21 protein-coding genes are annotated in these 20,632 nt (G+C 63.5%); 6 read left to right on the top strand and 15 right to left on the bottom strand.

Annotation, left to right across the window (positions count from 1 at the left end; translation table 11 throughout):
* Positions 1 to 104: 104 nt before the first annotated feature.
* The 14 genes from ASE52_RS05095 to uvrB form a co-directional block, all read right to left on the bottom strand.
* Positions 105 to 437, bottom strand: coding sequence for a hypothetical protein (locus ASE52_RS05095; protein ID WP_010458408.1), 333 nt, complete (start codon positions 435 to 437; stop codon positions 105 to 107).
* Positions 437 to 832, bottom strand: a complete 396-nt coding sequence (locus tag ASE52_RS05090; RefSeq protein WP_010458409.1) for a phage holin family protein — start codon at positions 830 to 832, stop codon at positions 437 to 439. Before ASE52_RS05090 ends, ASE52_RS05095 begins: the two co-directional genes overlap by 1 nt.
* 42 nt (positions 833 to 874) lie before the next feature.
* Positions 875 to 1,177, bottom strand: a complete 303-nt coding sequence (locus tag ASE52_RS05085) for a DUF883 family protein (RefSeq protein WP_010458410.1) — start codon at positions 1,175 to 1,177, stop codon at positions 875 to 877.
* A 146-nt stretch (positions 1,178 to 1,323) separates the two neighbouring features.
* Positions 1,324 to 2,421, bottom strand: coding sequence for an NAD(P)/FAD-dependent oxidoreductase (locus tag ASE52_RS05080; RefSeq protein WP_057224257.1), 1,098 nt, complete (start codon positions 2,419 to 2,421; stop codon positions 1,324 to 1,326).
* A 27-nt stretch (positions 2,422 to 2,448) separates the two neighbouring features.
* Positions 2,449 to 3,486: a histone deacetylase family protein gene (locus ASE52_RS05075; protein ID WP_057224254.1), complete on the bottom strand. Its 1,038-nt coding sequence runs from the start codon at positions 3,484 to 3,486 to the stop codon at positions 2,449 to 2,451.
* A 397-nt stretch (positions 3,487 to 3,883) separates the two neighbouring features.
* Complete coding sequence (gene dnaQ, locus ASE52_RS05060; protein ID WP_057224252.1) at positions 3,884 to 4,597, bottom strand: DNA polymerase III subunit epsilon; 714 nt, start codon at positions 4,595 to 4,597, stop codon at positions 3,884 to 3,886.
* A gap of 1 nt (position 4,598) precedes the next feature.
* On the bottom strand, positions 4,599 to 4,937 hold the full coding sequence (fdx, locus tag ASE52_RS05055; RefSeq protein WP_010458418.1) for an ISC system 2Fe-2S type ferredoxin: 339 nt from the start codon (positions 4,935 to 4,937) through the stop codon (positions 4,599 to 4,601).
* A gap of 39 nt (positions 4,938 to 4,976) precedes the next feature.
* A complete protein-coding gene (hscA, locus tag ASE52_RS05050) occupies positions 4,977 to 6,848 on the bottom strand; it encodes a Fe-S protein assembly chaperone HscA (RefSeq protein WP_057224250.1) in 1,872 nt (623 codons plus the stop codon).
* 81 nt (positions 6,849 to 6,929) lie between these two features.
* Entirely contained in the window at positions 6,930 to 7,448 is a 519-nt protein-coding gene (hscB, locus tag ASE52_RS05045; protein WP_057224248.1) for a Fe-S protein assembly co-chaperone HscB, read from the bottom strand.
* An 88-nt stretch (positions 7,449 to 7,536) separates the two neighbouring features.
* Positions 7,537 to 7,860 carry an iron-sulfur cluster assembly protein IscA gene (gene iscA, locus ASE52_RS05040; RefSeq protein ID WP_008904781.1) on the bottom strand — a complete coding sequence of 108 codons (324 nt, stop codon included), beginning with the start codon at positions 7,858 to 7,860 and terminating at the stop codon, positions 7,537 to 7,539.
* Between the two features lie 15 nt (positions 7,861 to 7,875).
* Positions 7,876 to 8,280, bottom strand: coding sequence for a Fe-S cluster assembly scaffold IscU (iscU, locus tag ASE52_RS05035; protein ID WP_010458426.1), 405 nt, complete (start codon positions 8,278 to 8,280; stop codon positions 7,876 to 7,878).
* A 39-nt stretch (positions 8,281 to 8,319) separates the two neighbouring features.
* Positions 8,320 to 9,540 (bottom strand): IscS subfamily cysteine desulfurase, encoded by a 1,221-nt coding sequence (locus ASE52_RS05030; protein WP_029412938.1) that lies wholly within the window; start codon positions 9,538 to 9,540, stop codon positions 8,320 to 8,322.
* 111 nt (positions 9,541 to 9,651) lie between these two features.
* Positions 9,652 to 10,188 (bottom strand): Fe-S cluster assembly transcriptional regulator IscR, encoded by a 537-nt coding sequence (iscR, locus tag ASE52_RS05025; RefSeq protein ID WP_008904778.1) that lies wholly within the window; start codon positions 10,186 to 10,188, stop codon positions 9,652 to 9,654.
* A gap of 241 nt (positions 10,189 to 10,429) precedes the next feature.
* The gene (gene uvrB / locus ASE52_RS05020; protein ID WP_010458434.1) at positions 10,430 to 12,520 is read right to left on the bottom strand and encodes an excinuclease ABC subunit UvrB; all 2,091 of its coding nucleotides are present in this window, start codon (positions 12,518 to 12,520) and stop codon (positions 10,430 to 10,432) included.
* 105 nt (positions 12,521 to 12,625) lie between these two features.
* On the opposite strand from uvrB, the gene ASE52_RS05015 reads away from it, so the two are divergent.
* A complete protein-coding gene (locus ASE52_RS05015; RefSeq protein ID WP_057224247.1) occupies positions 12,626 to 13,822 on the top strand; it encodes an amino acid aminotransferase in 1,197 nt (398 codons plus the stop codon).
* Positions 13,815 to 14,426: a nucleotidyltransferase family protein gene (locus ASE52_RS05010; RefSeq protein ID WP_057224244.1), complete on the top strand. Its 612-nt coding sequence runs from the start codon at positions 13,815 to 13,817 to the stop codon at positions 14,424 to 14,426. Before ASE52_RS05015 ends, ASE52_RS05010 begins: the two co-directional genes overlap by 8 nt.
* 108 nt (positions 14,427 to 14,534) lie before the next feature.
* Here the strand turns inward: ASE52_RS05010 and ygiD are convergent, their stop codons facing one another.
* Positions 14,535 to 15,398, bottom strand: a complete 864-nt coding sequence (ygiD, locus tag ASE52_RS05005) for a 4,5-DOPA dioxygenase extradiol (protein ID WP_241776924.1) — start codon at positions 15,396 to 15,398, stop codon at positions 14,535 to 14,537.
* A 175-nt stretch (positions 15,399 to 15,573) separates the two neighbouring features.
* Between ygiD and ASE52_RS05000 the strand changes: the two genes are divergently transcribed.
* The 4 genes from ASE52_RS05000 (at position 15,574) to ASE52_RS04985 (ending at position 20,577) form a co-directional block, all read left to right on the top strand.
* Entirely contained in the window at positions 15,574 to 16,464 is an 891-nt protein-coding gene (locus tag ASE52_RS05000) for a CoA transferase (protein ID WP_057224240.1), read from the top strand.
* Between the two features lie 15 nt (positions 16,465 to 16,479).
* Positions 16,480 to 17,169: a cold shock and DUF1294 domain-containing protein gene (locus tag ASE52_RS04995; protein ID WP_057224239.1), complete on the top strand. Its 690-nt coding sequence runs from the start codon at positions 16,480 to 16,482 to the stop codon at positions 17,167 to 17,169.
* A gap of 205 nt (positions 17,170 to 17,374) precedes the next feature.
* Positions 17,375 to 17,836, top strand: coding sequence for a hypothetical protein (locus tag ASE52_RS04990; protein WP_057224236.1), 462 nt, complete (start codon positions 17,375 to 17,377; stop codon positions 17,834 to 17,836).
* A gap of 308 nt (positions 17,837 to 18,144) precedes the next feature.
* On the top strand, positions 18,145 to 20,577 hold the full coding sequence (locus ASE52_RS04985) for an EAL domain-containing protein (RefSeq protein ID WP_241776923.1): 2,433 nt from the start codon (positions 18,145 to 18,147) through the stop codon (positions 20,575 to 20,577).
* Positions 20,578 to 20,632 lie beyond the last annotated feature (55 nt).

Below are 20,632 nucleotides of genomic sequence, written 5' to 3'. Positions count from 1 at the left end.
AGGCTGCCCCATTGACCCGGAAACAAAAAAGAGCCGCTGTGGTCAGCGGCTCTTTTCAATTTACGAGAAGCAGGCGCCTCTGAGCAGAGGCATGCAGCACCCGCCTAGCGTCGGAGCCGCATCAGCATGGGCAGCACCACGCCCGCCCATCGGATCAGGCGGCGCGGCCCTGCCACCAAGGCAACCCCTGCCATGGCCGCAACTGCCAGGGGATGCTCCCGCGCGAACCCTGCGGCGCGAAGCACCAAGGATTCGTCAATGCCGCCCGCCCCCGGTTCACGCTGCACCAAGGCCAGCGACTGTGCCCGCGCAGCCCTGCGGGCGCGCAGGCGGTCTCGCTGCATGGCAATGCGGTCAAGAAGCCTCTGCTGTTCGGCAGTAGGCGGGGGAACGACGGGCTGAGGCGCTACGGAGGGGGACGGATGGGATGTCGCCATTACAAACGCTCCTTGATGTCACGCCAGTCCTGCGCGAGCTCGCGGCGCGTGAGGGCAAAGCCGTTGCCCGCCTTCTGCGCGACGGAAATGAGCGACATCAGTGTGGCAGCCCAACCCACGGTCCAGACAGCCGCAACCAGCCAGGCCACCAGGGTGCGATGGGGCGTATCCCAAAAATGCACGAGCACCGCCAACGAGAGCATGATCAATGCCACCACCGTGAGCCCTGCCACCACAATGGTCAGCACCAGCATCTGCTGCAGCCGCTGTTTTTGATCCTGCCACTCCAGCCGGGCGAGGTCCATGCGGTCTTCGGCAGCGATGGCGCCTTCGATCACATTGGCACGCCAACGGGCCACCAGTGACTCCAGCCCCAGAAGGGAAAGCCAGTTCATGCGCAGCCCCTGTGTTGTGCGACCGAGCCCTGCCAGCCAAGATCAGCGGCGCGCAAGCAGGAAGCCCACCAACGCACCCACGGCCAGCGCGGCACCTGCCACGCGCCATGGTTCATCGTGTGCATAGCGGTCGGCCGCAAGGGCAGCGTCCTTGGCCTGGCGGGCGGCATCTTGCGCCGCACGCACTGCCGACTCGCGCACGTTGTGCATGCCATCGTCAAGGCGCTGGCGCAGCAGCTTGATTTCCGGGACCGCATCAAGATCTTTGTTGGCCAGGAGCCCACGCAGATCAGAAACCAGCTTTTCCAGTTCGCCCTGGGTCGTGGTGGTGTCGGAAGCAGTCATACAAGCCTTTCTTTAAGCAACAAAAAAATCCGTCAGCGCTGTCGGCATGGCCTGGCAGAGCACCGGTTCATCTTAGCCATCCGCCCTGTTCCCCTTCGTAGGACGGGGTCTCAAGAGGTTACCGATTGCAAATGGCTTGCCACAGATCAAACGAGTGCGGCCACATGTTCGGCAATCGCCAGAGAGCTTGTCAACCCCGGGGACTCAATGCCAAACAGGTTGACCAGGCCAGGGATGCCGTGGATTGATGGCCCCTGGATCACAAAGTCCGCTGCGAGCTCATCTGGGCCGTGAATCTTGGGACGTATGCCCGCATAGCCAGGTACGAGCGCTCCATCGCGCAACGCGGGCCAGTACTTGCGGACTTCGGCGTAGAACGCATCCCCACGTGCGGGGTCTACCAGCAGGTCATCTGGCGAATCCACCCACTGCACGTCGGGGCCAAACTTGGCCTGTCCCCCCAGATCGAGTGTCAGATGCACGCCCAGGCCTGCGGCCTCGGGCACAGGGTAGATCAAACGGCTGAAGGGGGCCTTGCCAGACAGCGTGAAATAGCTGCCTTTGGCGTAGCGGGCAGGGGGCACCTGTTCGGCAGCCAACCCCACAAATCGGCGAGCCAGCCCAGGGGCATGCAGACCTGCTGCATTAACCACAGCGCGCGCTCGCAAGCGGGTGCCGTCCAATGCTTCCAAATTTATAGCATCTTGCGCGCATTCTGCTTGCGCCAGGGGCGAATTCAGCACCACAAGTCCCCCTGCGTGCTCCAGATCGCCCTGCAACGCGAGCATCAGGGCGTGGCTGTCCACAATGCCAGTACTGGGCGAAAACAACGCAGCAACACATTCCAGCGCGGGCTCCATGGCCTGGGCGTCATGGCGGCCCAGCCAACGCAGATCCGGCACGCCGTTGGCTTGGGCCCGCGCCTGGATGGACTCAAGGCTTGGTAACTGGCCCGACGAAGTTGCCACCAGGAGCTTGCCGCAGCGGCGATGGGGCACGCTGCGCTCCGCACAGTAGGCATACAACATGTCTCTTCCACGCACGCACAGCGTGGCCTTCAACGAGCCGGTGGGGTAGTACAGCCCGGCATGGATCACCTCACTGTTGCGCGAACTGATACCCGTCCCGATCGCGTCCGCAGACTCCAGCACTATCACTTCACGCCCCTGCAAAGCCAGCGCCCGCGCTACGGCCAGGCCCACCACACCGGCGCCGACCACCACACAATCCACCTGATTTGTCATGGCCTTTCCTTTCAATGCGCTGCGCCCTCAGACCTGCTCGAACCCGTCAAGCACATTGACGGCGTTGGTGCCCAGTTCTGCGGCCGCATAACCACCTTCCAGCACAAAGACGGTGGGCAGGCCCAGCCGCGCGAGGCGCTCACCCAACCGGGTGAAATCGGCGGACGCCAGCGCAAACTTGGAGATGGGGTCGCCCTCAAAGGCGTCGAGCCCGAGGGAGATCACCAGGGCGTCAGCCCCCTGGCGGGCAATCCGCGAGCAGGCACTTTCCAGCGCATCGAACCAGGTGGCTGCACTGGTGCCCGCAGGCAGCGGCAGGTTCAGATTGAAGCCTGCGCCCTCGCCCGCCCCGGTTTCGTCCGCATGGCCCAGATAGAACGGGTACTCGGTGCGTGGATCGCCATGAATGCTGATGAACAGCACATCGGCCCGGTCGTAGAAGATGCTTTGTGTTCCATTGCCATGGTGGTAATCCACATCGAGCACCGCCACACGCTGTGCCCCCTGGTTGCGCAGCACCTGTGCGGCCACGGCGGCATTGTTCAAAAAGCAATAGCCGCCCATGAAGTCCGGTCCGGCATGGTGGCCCGGCGGCCGCGTGCAGCAAAACGCCGCGCGGGCTCCTTGGGCCACCCGTGTCGCAGCGCTGGCGGCAGCATCGGCCCCCGCCTTGGCTGCAGCCCAGGTACCAGACGCCATGGGGGTGCCGTTGTCCATGGAGTACAGACCCAGACGGGCCACAAAGTTCTCAGGCTCCAGATCGCTGCGCAGGGTACGAACGGGCCAGACCGACGGGAACGGCTGCACACCCGCATTGGCAGCGTCAAGTGCCAGCCATTGCTGCCAGGCCGTCTTCAGGAAGGCCAGATAACGCGGCGCATGCACCTGCGACAACACGGGGCCGCTGTCCACGTCCGGGGCCATCAGGCCATGGCCACGCGCCCGCAGCGCCTCTTCGACATAGTCCACGCGTGCCGGTTTCTCAAAACAGGGCACGCGTTCACCGCGAAAGAACTCATGGACGGGGGCATGCCCCTGGTGAAACGGGTTGTGGAAAGTGATCATGGGTCGGAGCGTATCGACAGCGGCAAAAAGGCCAGAGGACAAACAGCGCGGCGCCAGAAAACGCAGCCGCCGTGGCATCAAGTCTGACACTTTAGCCGCCCTGCAAGGTGCAGCCGCTGAAACAGCTGCCTATGCCCACGCCCATGAAAAAACCCCTGCAGACCAAAATCTGCAGGGGTTTTCAAATNATGGATCGAACATGTGACCCCTGCCGTGTGAAGGCAGTGCTCTACCGCTGAGCTAATCACCCGACGTTGGCACCCTGAAGCATGGTGCTTTCGCAAGAAGTCAAAAGCGNATGGATCGAACATGTGACCCCTGCCGTGTGAAGGCAGTGCTCTACCGCTGAGCTAATCACCCGTGTCGCTGTGACAGCCTTCGATTATGGCACAGCTTTTCAGGCTGCCTGAACAGTTCGCCAAATTGTTTTGCCGCCACTGGCCTTGTCAATTTGCGCCAGAAGCTCCGCATGGGCCGTCTGTTCCTGCTCGCTGGCGCGCAGGACAGGGAGGCTCAGCGCTCGCAGGTCGATGGCTGCGACCTTCAGGCCATCGCCACTGTCCTGCGCGTCGTCGGCGATTAACAGGGCGTCCTGGCCGCGCGTGAGATTGATGTACACATCGGCCAGCAGCTCCGCATCCAGCAAGGCGCCGTGCAAGGTCCGGCCGGAGTTGTCCACGCCCAGGCGGTCGCACAGGGCATCGAGCGAATTGCGCTTGCCGGGGTACATCTCCTTGGCCATGGCCAGCGTGTCGGTGACGCTCTCCACATAGGTGCGGAACGCGGGGCGGCCCACCAGTTCCAGCTCCTTGTTCAGAAAGCCCACGTCGAACGCGGCGTTGTGGATGATGATCTCGGCGCCCTGCAGGTACTGCAGGATGTCGTCCACCACCTCGGCAAACTTGGGCTTGTCCTTCAGGAACTCGTTGCTGATGCCGTGCACCTTGAGCGCGTCTTCGTGGCTGTCGCGGCCCGGGTTGAAGTACAGGTGCAGGTTGTTGCCCGTGAGCTTGCGGTTGAGCAGCTCCACACAGCCCAGCTCGATGATGCGGTCCCCGCCCTCGGCCGACAGGCCAGTGGTTTCGGTGTCGAGAACGATCTGCCGTGTCATTTCAGTGGTTTTCCTTGGCGTGGTTGATCGTGTACTTGGGGATTTCCACGGTCACGTCGGTTTGCGCCAGGATGGCCTGGCAGGACAGGCGCGACTGCGGCTCCAGGCCCCAGGCACGGTCGAGCAGGTCTTCTTCCTCTTCTTCCGCCTCGTTGAGCGAATTCAGCCCCTGGCGCACGATGACGTGGCAGGTGGTACAGGCGCAGCTCATGTCGCAGGCATGCTCGATGTTGATGTGGTTGTCGAGCAAGGCTTCGCAGATTGACGTGCCTGCGGGGGCCGTGATTTCGGTGCCTGCAGGGCAGTATTCGGGATGGGGAAGGATTTTGATGACGGGCATGGGGTGTTTTTTTTGTTCGAAGAGATGCGTTCGGCGGGCTCAGAGGGCCTGCACGTTCTTGCCAGCCAGGGCCTGGTGAATGCCCCGGTTCATGCGCAAGGCGGCAAACGCCTCGGTACCCTTGGCCAGGGCATCGGTAGCGGCTTCGATGACGGCGGCATCGTCGGAATCGCGCTGGTGGCGCAGGGCCACCATCAGGGCATCGATGGCGGCGCGCTCCTGCGGGCTCAGCACATCGCCATCCGCATCGAGCGCGCTCTGGGTGGCGATGAGCATGCGGTCGGCGTCCACACGGGCTTCGACCACGGCGCGGGCTTTCATGTCCTGCGCGGCCGTTGCAAACCCGTCCTGCAGCATGCGCGCGATCTGGTCATCGGAGAGGCCATACGACGGCTTCACGTCAATGCGCGCCTCCACACCGCTGCCCTGCTCCTTCGCATTCACGCTCAGCAGGCCATCGGCATCGACGGTGAAGGTCACGCGGATGCGCGCAGCACCTGCGGCCATAGGAGGAATGCCACGCAGCTCGAAGCGCGCGAGGCTGCGACAGTCCTGCACCAGGTCGCGCTCCCCCTGCACCACGTGGACGGCCAAGGCCGTCTGCCCATCCTTGTAGGTGGTGAAATCCTGCGCCTTGGCCGTGGGAATGGTCTCGTTGCGCGCCACGATGCGCTCCACCAGCCCGCCCATGGTTTCGATGCCCAGCGACAGTGGAATCACATCGAGCAGCAGCAGGTCCCCCGCCGTATTGTTGCCCGCCAGCTGGTTGGCCTGGATGGCAGCACCCAGGGCCACTACCTCATCGGGGTTGAGGTTGGTGAGCGGCGGTTTGGCGAAAAATTCCTCCACGGCGCGCTGCACCTGCGGCATGCGGGTGGAGCCTCCCACCATCACCACACCCTGGACCTCGTCGCGGGCCAGATGGGCGTCGCGCAAGGCACGGCGCACTGCGGCCATGGAGCGTGCCGTCAAGTCGGCCGTGATCGCCTCAAAATCCGAACGTTTGACATCAAATCGGGCTTCAGCGCTTGATAGTAAAGCGCTGAATGCTACCGAATCAGTAGCAGTCAAGGCTTCCTTGCAGGCGCGGGCAGCCATGCGCACGGCGGATTTGTCCGCGGCAGTGGTCGCCTGAAGTCCCAGCTGTTGCAGCACCCAGTCGGCCAGCACGGCGTCGTAGTCATCCCCACCCAAGGCCGAGTCGCCCCCCGTGGAAATGACTTCAAAAACGCCCTGCGTCAGACGCAGGATCGAGATGTCGAAAGTGCCCCCGCCCAGGTCATACACGGCGTAGACTCCCTCGCTGGCGTTGTCCAGTCCATAGGCAATCGCAGCCGCCGTAGGCTCGTTGATCAGGCGCAGCAGGTGGATGCCCGCCAGCTTGGCCGCATCCTTGGTGGCCTGGCGCTGGGCGTCGTCGAAGTAGGCGGGCACGGTGATCACCGCGCCATACAGATCATCATTGAAGGTGTCTTCTGCCCGGTAGCGCAGGGTCGCCAGAATCTCGGCGCTGACCTCGACCGGCGACTTGTTGCCATCCACCGTCGCAAGGCTGACCATACCCCCTGCGCCCTCGTCACTGGCGGGAACAAAGTCGTAGGGCAGCTTGCCCGCTTCCGCCACGTCTTTCAGGCCACGCCCCATAAAACGCTTGGCAGAGGCAATGGTGTTGCGTGCATCCTGGGCCTGCGCGGCCACGGCGTCGTATCCGATCTGGCGCCCGCCCTTTTCGAGGTAACGGACTACCGAAGGCAGCAGTACCCTGCCCTGCGCGTCGGGCAGGCATTCGGACACACCATTGCGCACGGCGGCAACCAAAGAATGGGTGGTGCCCAGGTCGATGCCTACGGCGATGCGCCGCTGGTGCGGGTCGGGGGATTGGCCGGGTTCGGAAATCTGCAGAAGCGCCATGAAATTTCGGGTCTCAACGTGGTGGGGCACACCATCACATCAGCAAGCGACATGGGGCCCCAAGGGGAAAGCAAATCCGCTCTATTGTCCCAGTTGCTCTCGGCGGCGTTCAATATCGTCCGCAAATCGCGCAATGAACATGAGGGCTCTGACCTGGCGGGCCGCGCCTGCGTAGTCCTGCTGCTGGTCGATGAGTTGCTCGCACTGTGCCAGCGCGGCGCGGCGGGCCTGGGCGACACCATCGTCCAGCGCATCGAGTTCGCTCTCGGCGCGGGTATCTTCCAACGCCTCGCGCCACTCCATCTGCTGCATCAAAAACGCAGCAGGCATGGCCGTGTTGTCCTCGGCGCGGATGGGCGCACCATGCAGTTCACACAGGTAGGCGGCGCGGCGCATCGGGTCTTTCAGGCGCTGGTAGGCCTCGTTGATGCGCACGGACCACTGCATGGCCACGCGCTGCGCCGCCGCACCCTGCGCCGCAAACTTGTCGGGGTGGGCTTCGCGCTGCAGCTCTTTCCAGCGCGCGTCGATGGCATTGCGCTCCTGTGCAAAGCGGCGCGAGATGCCAAACAGTTCAAAGTCGTCAGATTGCAGGTTCATGCGCGGAGCAACGGGGGTCGAAACATCCAAGAAAAAACCGCCAGCACGCAGCGCGATGGCGGTTTGACGGCACGAAGGCGGCAGGTGCTCAAACGCGGAAACTCTCCCCACAACCGCAGCGGTCACGCTCGTTGGGGTTGTTGAACTTGAAGCCCTCATTGAGGCCCTCGCGCACGAAGTCCAGCTCGGTGCCGTCGATGTAGGCCAGGCTCTTGGGATCGATCAGCACCTTGACGCCGTGGTTTTCAAACACGATGTCCTCGGGCTCGCTGTCGTCCACATATTCGAGCTTGTAGGCAAGCCCCGAGCATCCGGTCGTCTTGACCCCCAGGCGCACGCCCAGGCCCTTGCCTCGGCGGGACAAGTAGCGATTGACGTGCCGGGCAGCGGCTTCTGTCAGCGTGATGGCCATATCTCTCTCGGTTGCTCAGGCAGCGGCTGTTGCCGTGGCTGCGTGCTTGGTCTTGTAGTCGAGCACGGCAGCCTTGATGGCGTCTTCGGCCAGGATGGAGCAGTGGATCTTGACGGGCGGCAGAGCCAGCTCTTCGGCGATCTCGCTGTTCTTGAGGGCCGCCGCCTGATCCAGCGTCTTGCCCTTGACCCACTCGGTCACGAGCGACGACGAGGCGATGGCCGAGCCGCAGCCATAGGTCTTGAAACGCGCATCTTCGATCACGCCGGTTTCAGGGTTCACCTTGATCTGCAGTTTCATCACATCGCCGCAGGCAGGCGCGCCGACCATGCCGGTGCCCACCGAATCGTCACCCTTGTCGAACGAACCCACGTTGCGGGGGTTTTCGTAATGGTCAACCACTTTTTCTGAGTAAGCCATGATGTGTACCTCTTCAATTCTTTCAAAATCTTCAGGGATTCAGTGCGCTGACCACTGGATGGTGCTGATGTCGATGCCGTCCTGGTACATCTCCCACAGCGGGCTGAGTTCACGCAGGCGGGCCACGTTCTCACGGATGGTGGAGATGGCGTAGTCGATCTCTTCTTCGGTCGTGAAACGGCCGATGGTCATGCGCAGGCTGCTGTGGGCCAACTCGTCACTGCGACCCAGGGCGCGCAGCACATAGCTGGGCTCCAGGCTGGCCGAGGTGCAGGCTGAACCCGACGACACCGCCAAACCCTTGATCCCCATGATGAGCGATTCGCCTTCGACGAAATTGAAGCTCATGTTCAGGTTCTGCGGCACGCGGCGCTCCATGCTGCCGTTGATGTAGACCTGCTCGATGTCTTTCAGGCCGTCCAGCAGGCGTTGCTGCAGGGCCTGGGCTTTGGCATTGCTCTCGGCCATTTCTTCCTTGGCGATGCGAAAGGCTTCGCCCATGCCCACGATCTGGTGCGTGGGCAAGGTGCCCGAACGCATGCCACGCTCGTGGCCACCACCGTGCATCTGTGCTTCCAGCCGAACGCGCGGCTTGCGGCGCACATACAGGGCACCGATGCCCTTGGGGCCATAGGTCTTGTGGGCCGTCATGCTCATCAGATCGACGGGCAAGGTGGCCATATCGATGGCAACCCGGCCCGTGGCCTGTGCGGCATCCACATGCAGCAGGATGCCCTTTTCACGGCACAGCGCGCCGATGGCAGGAATGTCCTGGATGACGCCGATTTCGTTGTTCACGAACAGGATGCTGATCAGCACGGTGTCCGGGCGAATGGCGGCCTTGAGCGCATCCATGTTGACCAGCCCGTCTTCCTGCACATCCAGGTAAGTGGCCTCAAAACCCTGGCGCTCCAGCTCGCGCATGGTGTCCAGCACCGCCTTGTGCTCGGTCTTGAGCGTGATGAGATGCTTGCCCTTGCCCTTGTAGAACTGCGCAGCCCCCTTGAGCGCCAGATTGATGGACTCGGTCGCACCGCTAGTCCAAACAATCTCGCGGGGGTCGGCTCCGATCAGGTCGGCCACCTGCACGCGCGCTTTCTCGACCGCTTCTTCAGCCTCCCAGCCCCAGGCGTGGCTGCGCGATGCCGGGTTGCCGAAATGTTCGCGCAACCAGGGAATCATGGCATCCACCACACGGGGATCCACGGGGGTGGTAGCACCATAGTCGAGATAGATGGGGAAGTGCGGGGTCATGTCCATGGCTGGCTCAGTGATGGTTGCTGGCTGGCAAACTCAGTAAGAAACAAAAACGAGGCTTGAAAACTGTTCAGGGCGGTGCCGACCCCAGGGCCGACACAAGCCCTTGGGCTGTCAGGATTTGGCGAAAACGTTGCCCAATGCGAACACGGAGTTCGGAGCATTCACGCGGATGGGCTTGACCACCGGCGTCGTCGAGATGGCGCGGCGCACCACGGGCTTGTCTTCGATCTGCACGCCTTTGGCGATCTGCTCGTCCACAAGCTTTTGCAGGGTGACGGAATCCAGGAACTCCACCATGCGCTGGTTGAGCGATGCCCACAGCTCGTGCGTCATGCAACGGCCGGCTTCGCCCAGGCAGTTTTCCTTGCCGCCGCACTGCGTGGCGTCAATGGGCTCGTCCACCGAGACAATGATGTCAGCCACCGTGATGTCACCGGCCTTGCGAGCAAGTGTGTAACCACCACCAGGACCACGGGTAGATTCCACCAGCTCATGGCGGCGAAGCTTGCCGAAAAGCTGCTCCAGGTACGACAGCGAAATCTGCTGACGCTGGCTGATGGCCGCAAGGGTAACGGGCCCATTGTTCTGGCGCAGGGCCAGGTCAATCATGGCGGTGACCGCAAAACGGCCTTTGGTTGTGAGACGCATCGCAAGCTCCTTGTGCTAAGGCTTGTTCGTTGTAGAAACCGCCTTCGCTGGCTGATGGCCAGCAAGGCACCGTCTCCGCCCCTTACTCCGAACAGTCGCCTGCACGGAGCCCTTCATCGCTGGGCTGTTTTCTTGAGTATTTTGTAGGAGTATAACACAAATCCCTATCGATTCTGTCGGGTTAAAAAACCAACTGGTTTTAAATCGACTTGATAGTTATTTCCAATTGTTTTCTCGCCCATTACAAGGCCACCGAATCATTGCCGTGTGCACCAAATGCCTGGTCCTTGAGCCGCGTGAGTTGGTCCCGTACCCTTGCCGCCTGCTCGAATTCCAAGTTGCGCGCGTGTTCCAGCATGAGTTTTTCGAGCCGCTTGATCTCGCGCGCCACGTCTTTTTCTGACATGTCCTCCACCTTGGCGCGCTGCAGGGCTTCCTGCTCCAGCCGCTGCGCATCCTTTCCGGCCTTCTCGCTATAAACCCCGTCAATCAGGTCTCTTACCCGCTTGACAATGCTGCGCGGCGTGATTCCGTGTGCCTCGTTGTGTGCGATCTGCTTGATGCGCCGACGTTCCGTCTCGCCCATGGCTTTTTTCATGGACTCCGTGATGCGGTCTGCATAAAGGATGGCCCGGCCATTGAGATTGCGCGCCGCGCGGCCAATGGTCTGGATCAGGCTACGCTCGGCCCGCAGAAAGCCTTCCTTGTCGGCATCCAGGATCGCCACCAGGGACACCTCAGGGATATCCAGCCCCTCCCGCAGCAGGTTGATACCCACCAGCACATCAAAAGCACCCAGGCGCAGGTCGCGAATGATCTCCACACGCTCCACCGTGTCCACATCGCTGTGCAGGTAGCGCACCTTCACGCCGTTATCCGTCAGGTAGTCGGTCAGCTGCTCCGCCATGCGCTTCGTGAGGGTAGTAATGAGTACGCGCTCATGCTTTTCGACACGAATGCGTATTTCTTGAAGCACATCATCTACTTGGTGCGTTGCGGGCCGCACTTCCACCTCAGGGTCCACCAGTCCGGTGGGGCGCACCACCTGGTCCACGATCTGCCCGGAGTGAGTGCGCTCGTAGTCCGCGGGCGTGGCGGTGACAAAGATCACCTGCCGCATGCGCTGTTCGAACTCCTCGAACTTGAGCGGCCGGTTGTCCAGCGCCGATGGCAGGCGAAAGCCATACTCCACCAGCGTGGTCTTGCGCGAACGGTCGCCGCTGTACATGGCATTGAGCTGGCCGATCATCTGGTGGCTTTCATCCAGGAACATCAGCGCGTTCTTGGGCATGTAGTCGGTCAGCGTGCTTGGCGGGTCGCCCGGCGCGGCACCCGACAGGTGGCGCGTGTAGTTCTCGATGCCCTTGCAGTGCCCTACTTCGCTGAGCATCTCCAGGTCAAACCGCGTGCGCTGCTCCAGCCGCTGCGCTTCCACCAGCTTGCCGTCGGCCAGCAACTGCTTGAGGCGGTCGGCCAGTTCGATCTTGATGGTCTCCACGGCGGCCAGCACTTTGTCGCGCGGCGTCACGTAGTGGCTGCTGGGATACACGGTGAAACGCGGGATCTTCTGCTTGACGCGGCCCGTGAGCGGGTCGAACAGCTGCAGGCTCTCGATCTCGTCGTCGAACAGCTCGATGCGGATGGCCAGCTCCGAGTGCTCGGCCGGGAACACATCGATGGTGTCACCCCGCACACGGAACTTGCCGCGTGAGAAGTCGGCCTCGTTGCGCTGGTACTGCATGCGGATCAGCTGGGCGATCACGTCGCGCTGGCCCAGCTTATCGCCCGAGCGCAAGGTCATCACCATGCGGTGGTAGCTCTCGGGTTCGCCAATGCCGTAGATGGCCGACACCGTGGCCACGATGACCACATCCGTGCGCTCCATCAGGCTCTTGGTGCACGACAGCCGCATCTGCTCGATGTGCTCGTTGATCGCGCTGTCCTTCTCGATGAACAGGTCGCGCTGGGGCACATACGCCTCGGGCTGGTAGTAGTCGTAGTAGCTCACGAAATACTCCACGGCATTCTTGGGGAAGAACTCGCGGAACTCGCTGTACAGCTGCGCAGCCAGGGTCTTGTTGGGTGCGAAGATGATGGCCGGACGCCCCATGCGGGCGATCACGTTGGCCATGGTGAAGGTCTTGCCAGAGCCCGTCACACCCAGCAGCGTCTGGAAGGTTTCTCCGTCGTTCAAGCCCTCCACCAGCTTGTTGATGGCCTCAGGCTGGTCGCCCGCCGGTGGATACGGCTGGAACAATTCAAAGGGGGAATTGGGGAAATGGACGAATTCGCCGTCTTGCTTTTCCGTTATGACTTCTGTGATATCCGGCATGGGTGCAGTCAACGATTGGGGGGTAGCGGCCGTTAAAATCGGCGGAACCCGGCACAGTACACCACGCCCGGATTCTTCGCTACTGACAACCTTTCAAGGATTTTCATGTCTCTTTTCACCGCCGTCGAAATGGCCCCCCGCGACCCCATCCTGGGCCTCAACGAGCAATTCAACGCAGACACCAACCCCAACAAGGTCAACCTGGGCGTCGGCGTTTATTTCGACGACAACGGCAAGCTGCCCCTGCTGCAATGTGTGCAGGCCGCAGAAAAGACCATGATGTCCACCCCCACGGCCCGTGGCTACCTGCCCATCGACGGCATCGTGGCCTATGACAACGCCGTCAAGGCTTTGGTATTCGGTGCGGACAGCGAACCCGTCACTTCTGGCCGCGTGGCCACCGTGCAAGCCGTGGGTGGTACGGGCGGCCTCAAGATCGGCGCTGACTTTCTCAAGAAACTCAGCCCCAACGCCAAGGTACTGATCTCCGATCCCAGCTGGGAAAACCACCGCGCGCTGTTCACCAATGCCGGCTTCGAAGTCGATACCTATGCCTACTACGACGCCGAAAAGCGCGGCGTGAACTTTGAAGGCTTTCTGGCCAGCCTGAATGCCGCCGCTGCCGGCACCATCGTCGTGCTGCACGCCTGCTGCCACAACCCCACCGGCTACGACATCACGCCCGCCCAGTGGGACCAGGTGATTGCCGCCGTCAAGGCCAAGGGCCTGACGCCTTTCCTCGATATGGCCTACCAGGGCTTCGGCCACGGCATCGCCGAAGACGGCGCCGTGATCGGCAAGTTTGTGGCTGCAGGCCTGAACTTCTTTGTCTCCACATCTTTCAGCAAGAGCTTCAGCCTGTACGGCGAGCGCGTGGGTGGCCTGTCGGTGCTGTGCGCCGACAAGGAAGAAGCCGGCCGCGTGCTGAGCCAGCTCAAGATCGTCATCCGCACCAACTACTCCAACCCACCCATCCACGGTGGCGCAGTGGTGGCCGCCGTGCTGAACAACCCCGAGCTGCGCGCGATGTGGGAACAAGAACTGGCCGAAATGCGCGTGCGCATCAAGGCCATGCGCCAGAAGCTGGTGGACGGCCTGAAAGCCGCTGGCGTCAAGCAGGACATGAGCTTCATCACCACGCAGATCGGCATGTTCAGCTACTCCGGCCTGTCCAAGGACCAGATGGTGCGCCTGCGCAATGAATTCGGCGTGTACGGCACCGACACCGGCCGCATGTGCGTGGCGGCCCTGAACAGCAAGAACATCGACTACGTCTGCCAGGCGATCGCCAAGGTTGTCTGAGCACGATGAAAGAGCGGCGCTCGCGCGCCGCTTTGTGAGCGAAGCGCTCCAGAACCCGCACAACGCGGACCTTCTGGGGCGTTTGCCGTTTCTGGGCCTGCCGGATGTCTGGCTGGTGGCAGGTTGTCTATTCCAGACGGTGTGGAACCTGCGTTCCGGACTGAATCCCACGGCGCACATCAAGGACTACGACCTGTTCTATTTCGATGCGTCGGACCTGTCCGAAGCCGCCGAACATGCAGTGCAAGCCCGCGTCACCGCCCTCTTTTCCGACCTGCCGATCACCGTGGAAGCCAAGAACCAGGCCCGGGTACACCTCTGGTACGAACGCTGGTTTGGTTACCCCTATGCGCCGCTGCAGTCGGCCCGCAACGGCATCGAGCGTTTTCTGGTGCCCTGCACCTGCGTGGGCCTGCAGCCTGCCGCTGACCCGGGTGTTGAGGAGCCCATGCTCTACGCGCCCTACGGGCTTGAAGAGCTGTATGCAGGACTGCTGCGCCCCAACCCTGCCTGTCCACATCTGCCGCTGTTCCAGGCCAAGGCGGAAAGCTACCGCGAACGCTGGCCATGGCTGACGATCCGGGCGGGTGACATGCCTGCCTGATCTGTAACGCCGCTAGTTTTCAAGCTTTTTTGACCTCTAGCGCTTTATCTATATACGCTACCAGCTATCAAAAAAGAAGCAATTCAAACAACCTGGCGCCGTACCCTATCACCCCCAAAGCACCGACCGCATCGAGATCGATGCCGACTGGTAGCCCGTGTTGAAGAAGCGCGGCATCTCGCTGGGCAACACGGCCCCCGCCGCGTACAACAACGGCAGATAGTGCTCGTGCGTGGGGTGCGCCTGTTTGGCCACGGCACCCAGTTTCTGGAAGTCCTGCAGGGCGCCGAGCTGGCCTTGCTTGATCTGCTCCTGTACCACGGTGTCGAACTCGGTGGCCCAGTCGTACGCCTCGTTGGCGGCCGTGCCACGGCGCGTGAGACGCAGGTTGTGCACCACATTGCCGCTGCCCACGATCAACACGCCCCGCTCACGCAGCGCCTTCAATTGCTGGCCCAGCGCGTAATGCTCGGCCGGGGCGCGGCTGTAGTCCATGCTCAGCTGCATCACCGGGATCTGTGCCTTCGGAAACATGGGCTTGAGCACCGACCAGGTGCCGTGGTCCAGGCCCCATTCGCCCTCATCCACGCCCAGAGCGCCTCCGGTGGCAGGCGATTTGAGCTCCCCCGCCAGGCTGCGCGCCACCTGCGGCGCACCAGGCGCGGGGTATTGCTGGTCGAACAGCGCCTGAGGAAAACCACCAAAGTCGTGGATCGTCTTGGGGTTGGCCATGCCGGTCAGCTGCCAGCCGCCGCGCGTGAGCCAGTGGGCCGACACACACAGGATGAGCTGCGGCTGAACGGCGCGGGCCGTCAACTCCGTCCCCAAGGCCTGCCAGCTGCGGCGCCAGGCGTTGTCCTCGATGGCGTTCATGGGGCTGCCGTGGCCCACAAACAGCACCGGCATACGGGGCGAAGGCTTGAGCGCCTGCAACGCGGGTGCCGTGGCGGCGCTGCTCAGGGACGTGGTCATGAAAGCTCCCGGAAAGGCGGCCAAGCCTGTGAGGGCGGCCAAAGAGGTTCTGCGTTGCATGGGTCAGGGAGCGTAACAAATTATGTATAACGCTGGGAGTGAGCCCGCGCGCCCGGCGAAGTTCCAGCGCCGCGCCTTCCATTCAAAACCACAACACCGAGACAACCCTGAGCCCATGACCAACGCCCTGCCCCAGCCCCTGCGCAACACCCGTGTCCTGAGCCTTGCGCTGAACCTGCCCGGCCCCGCCGCCCTGATGCGCTGCGCGCGCATGGGTGCTGAATGCACCAAGCTCGAACCCCCGCCCGCCCCCGGCCATCCCAGCGCCGACCCCATGGGCATCTACAGCCCGGCGGCCTATGCCACGCTGCACAGCGGCGTGCGTGTGGTGCATGCCCACCTCAAGACCACAGAAGGCCAGGCCACGCTGCACGAGGAGCTGGCCCGCACCGATGTGCTGATCACCTCGTTCCGCCCCTCGGCGCTCACCAAGCTGGGCCTCTCCTGGGAGGCGCTGCAGGCGAAGTACCCACGCCTGTCGCTGGTACGCATCGTGGGCGCAGCGGCCGAGCGCGCGGAAGAGCCTGGCCACGACCTCACTTACCTGGCCGATGCGGGCCTGGTGACCGGCACCGAGATGCCCCCTACCCTTTACGCCGACATGGGCGGCGCCCTGATGGCCAGCGAGGCCGTGCTGCAGGCCCTGCTGGAACGCGCGCACACCGGCAGCGGCGCGTGCATTGAAGTGGCGCTGGCCGATGCCGCTGCCTGGCTGGCCCAGCCGCGCGACTGGGGCCTGACCACCCCCGAGGGCGACGTGGGCGGCAACCACGCGGGCTACCGCATCTACCCGTGCGCCGACGGCCGTGTGGCGGTGGCCGCGCTGGAACCCCACTTTGCCGCCAGCCTGTGCGCCGCCGCAGGCCTGCCCGCCACGGGCGACCCGCAGGTGCTGCGCGCCCCTGCCACCCACACGGCTGTGGCGGCGTTCCTGCGCACACAGACACGCGCACAGCTGGATGCGCTGGCGGTGGGCCAGGACATTCCCTTGCACACCCTGGCCTGAGAACCCCTTTCGCCGATGCAGAAACAGGGCACCGTCATCCGCTGGGACGCCACCCGCGCCTTCGGCTTTATCCGCAGCCCGGACACCTCGGCCGATGTGTTCTTTCACGTGCGGGACTACCGTGGCAGCGCTGCGCCCCGCGAAGGGCTGGCCGTGGTGTACGAAGAAATCCATGTGGGCGGCAAAGGGCCTCGGGCCATGGCGGTGCAGCCCATGGCCCAGCAAGGGGCCGCACCCCAGCCCCGCCCATCGGCCAAATCACCCCCACAGCGGGCTCGACACGAACCGGCGCAGCGGGCTACCAAGCCGCGAACCCAACGCCATCGGCGCCCCGCAGACGCCAGCGGCCCGCCAACTCCCGCAGGCCCGGCGCTGGTGCTGATGCTGGGCTGGGTGGCGCTGCTGGCCTGGGGCTTGTGGGCCGGTCAGCTGCCATGGTGGGTGCTGGGAGCGACCCTGGCCGTCAACCTCCTCACCTTTCTGGTCTACGCCATCGACAAAAGCGCCGCGCAAAACGGCCAGTGGCGCACCAAGGAAAGCCACCTGCACCTGCTGAGCCTGGCAGGCGGATGGCCTGGCGCATGGTTTGCCCAGCAATGGCTGCGGCACAAGTCCCGCAAGGTGGAGTTCCGCACGGTCTACTGGGCCACCGTGGTGCTGCACTGTGCGGCGCTTGGGGCCTGGGTGGGCGGGTGGCTTCGATAGATGCGCCGCAACTGGAAAATCGCATATCAATTTTGATAGCTGCTTGCGCTTGATGGATAAGCGCCAGAGGCTGTTTTAATCATTTTTCTAGCACGTCCCCCTGCGCTGCAAGGGGCGCTGACGCGCAGATTGCCCGCTGGCCTACACCACGCGCCGGGGCCACGGGTTTCAATCGAAAAGGTCTGAAACACCTCGGGAGAAGCCCATGAAACCCCTCGTTCTTGATTCCACCATGACCAACATGGGCGGCGTTTTCTACCCCACAGGCCACGTGTTTGCGCTCTTCCCCGACGAAGACTGCGTGCGCCAGGCGGCCACGGCGCTGCAAGCCGCTGGCCACCAAGGCGAAACCGCCTACGCCAGCCCTGAAGTCATCCTGCAGGAGATCGTGCACACGCTGGGCACGGCAGATGCGCCGCTTCCGTCGGTCGGTGCCGAAGGTGACATGGTGCGCCGCATTGCCGACCTGGCCGGCAAGGGCCACCACGGGCTGCTGATCGCCATGGACGACAAGGACGACGCTGAGACCTTGGTCGCCGCCATCGCTCCCGAGGGCGCGGTCACCGCGTTTTACTACCGCACCTTCATCATCGAAGACCTGATCTCGCAGCCCCAAGACGACGGCCCGCAGTCCGTGCTGGTGGGCACCCACGCTGCGGCGCCGTAAACATCGGCGTCAGCCAGGCCCGGCAACACAAAGGCAGCGCCAGCGGTGGCCCGCCGTGCGCGGGTGCGCATCGGCATGGCGCCCATTCCCCGCAGACACAAGGGGTTGCCAAACTTTGCATGCGCTGGCAAATTGATCGCTATATAGTGGGCCGGAAGCGCCGCACCGCAGAATCAGCCACTGATTCCAGGACAACACTGGACCGCAGGCATTGACACAGTGTGCGGACACACCGATGAGGGCGCGCCGGATGGGGCCACCAGGCATCACTGGCGCACGCAGCTTGGCACGAGGCGAGGGACCCATCCATGGATGTATTGCAGCCGGTCGAGCGAAGGCCTGTGCCGTTGACGTTGCGGGTGACCTGGCCTTTCATCACGATGGTGTTGCTGCTGGCGGTGTGCGCCACGGCCAGCCTGCATGTCTTGTCCACGGTGCGTGCCTTCGTCGCCGGCGAAAGCCTGTGGACCAAAGGCCAGAAAGACGCCATCTATTTCCTGAACCAGTACGCCATCAACGGCTCCCCCCAGGCCTTTGAAGGGTTCACCCGCGCCATGGAGATCCCGCTGGGCGACCGGGCAGCCCGGCTGGCCCTGGAGTCAGGCCAGGTGCAGATCGATGTGGCGCGCGACGGTTTTCTGCGCGGTGGCAACCACCCCGATGACATTGACGGCCTGATCTGGCTGTTGCGCTACTTCGACGACTTTGATCTGGTGAAGAAGCCGGTAGACCAATGGCTGGTGGGCGACGAGTACATCCGTGCACTGCGCGAGCTGTCGCACGAGATCCACCAGCGCAACACCGCCGGCACGGCGGATGCCCCGACGCGCGAACGGTGGCAGAACACCATCCGCGAAATCAACGCAGGCGTGACCCCGGCGGCCCGGAACTTCAGCGAGGCCCTGGGCGAAAGCTCGCGCCACATCGTGCTCCTGCTGATGTGGACCAACATGGGCATGGCCCTGGTGCTGATCCTGCTGACCCTGTGGCACACGCGCACGTTGCTGGCCCAGCGCCAGAATGCAGAGCGCGCCCTGGAGGCCGAACGGGAACAGGCGCGCACCACACTGGCCGCCATTGGCGATGCCGTGGTGACGACCAACATCCACGGCGAGGTCACCTACATGAACCCTGCCGCAGAAACCTTGCTGGCCCGCCCGGCCGCCCAGGCGACCGGGCAACCACTGGCGCAGTTGCTGGTCTTTGAGGATGACGCGCCGCCCCTGTCTGCCGACACCCTGGTGCAGACGCTGCTGCGCAGCGATGGTGCCGCCAAGGGCAACATCCACCGCACGCTGGTGCGCCCGGACCAGAGCATCGTTCCGGTGAGGCTGGTGGGCTCTCCCATCCGGCACCGGGGCGTGCTGACCGGGGCGGTGCTGGCGCTGCACGACGTCACGCGCGAGCAGCACTATGTGGAGCAGCTCTCGTGGCAGGCCAGCCATGATGCGCTGACGGGGCTGGTGAACCGGCGCGAATTCGAGCACCGGCTCGAAGCCCTGCTCGGCCACCCGCGCCAGCCGGGCCGCGAAGGCTCTCTGCTCTACGTGGACATGGACCAGTTCAAGCTCATCAACGACACCTGTGGCCACCAGGCCGGTGACGAAATGCTGCGCGAGGTCTGTCGCATGCTGCAAAGCCATCTGCGCGAAGGTGACACGCTGGCGCGGCTGGGCGGGGACGAATTCGGCATTCTGCTCAAGGACTGCCCCGCGGGCCCCTCTGCGCGCATTGCAGAACAATTGCGCCAGGCTGGCCAGGACCTGCGCCTTGCCTGGGAAGGCCAGCAGCTCACCACAGGCCTCAGCATCGGCATGGTGCAGCTCATCCCTGCGCTCACCTCCATCCAGGAAGCCATGCGCGTGGCCGACATGGCCTGCTACCGCGCCAAGGAAGGCGGGCGCAACCGGGTGTTCATCTACCAGCCCGAAGACATCGAGATGACCCGGCGCGAAGGCGACATGGACTGGGTTCGGCGGCTGCGGCTGGCGCTCGAGCACAACCGCTTCCAGCTGCATGCGCAAGCCATCCGTGCGCTGCAAGGCACCGGCGAAGAGGGTCTGCACATGGAGGTGCTGCTGCGGCTGCGTGAGGAGGAAGGGGGCCAGCTGGTGGCGCCCGGCACCTTCATTCCGGCCGCCGAGCACTACGGGATGATGCCGTCCATCGACCGCTGGGTGATCCGGCACACGCTGCTGGCGCTGGCGCAGCACCAGCGCACCCCCGGAGCCCTGCCGCTGCACACCTGCGCCATCAACCTGTCGGGCACCAGCCTGGGGGATGACAGCCTGCTCAAGTTCATCCGCACCGCGCTCACGGAATCCGGGCTGGACCCCGCACTGCTGTGCTTCGAGATCACCGAAACCAGCGCCATCTCGCACCTGCCCAATGCGGTGCGCCTGATGAAAGAGCTCCAGCAACTGGGCTGCCGCTTCGCGCTCGACGACTTCGGCGCGGGCATGTCGTCCTTCACCTACCTCAAGCACCTGCCAGTGAACTACCTCAAGATCGATGGCGCCTTCGTCAAGGACATCTTGCTAGACCCCACCAACCATGCCATGGTGGAAATGATCCACCGCATTGGGCACGTGATGGGCAAGCAGACAATTGCCGAGTTTGCCGAGTCCGAAGCCATCGTGGACGCGTTGCGGATCATCGGTGTGAATTACGCCCAAGGCTATGCGGTGGCAAAGCCCGTGCCACTCTCGGAATGCCTGGCCGGGGGCTACACGACCCCCTGACCACCGCCCGGGCCTGGCGCGCCTGAGTCCGGCCACCCCGCCGATGCCGTTGGCG

The organism is Acidovorax sp. Root275 (genome assembly GCF_001428965.1).
In the GTDB taxonomy this organism is placed as follows: domain Bacteria; phylum Pseudomonadota; class Gammaproteobacteria; order Burkholderiales; family Burkholderiaceae_C; genus Acidovorax; species Acidovorax radicis.
Note: the sequence above shows the minus strand (reverse complement) of the source record. Positions and strands in the feature narration are given on the sequence as shown.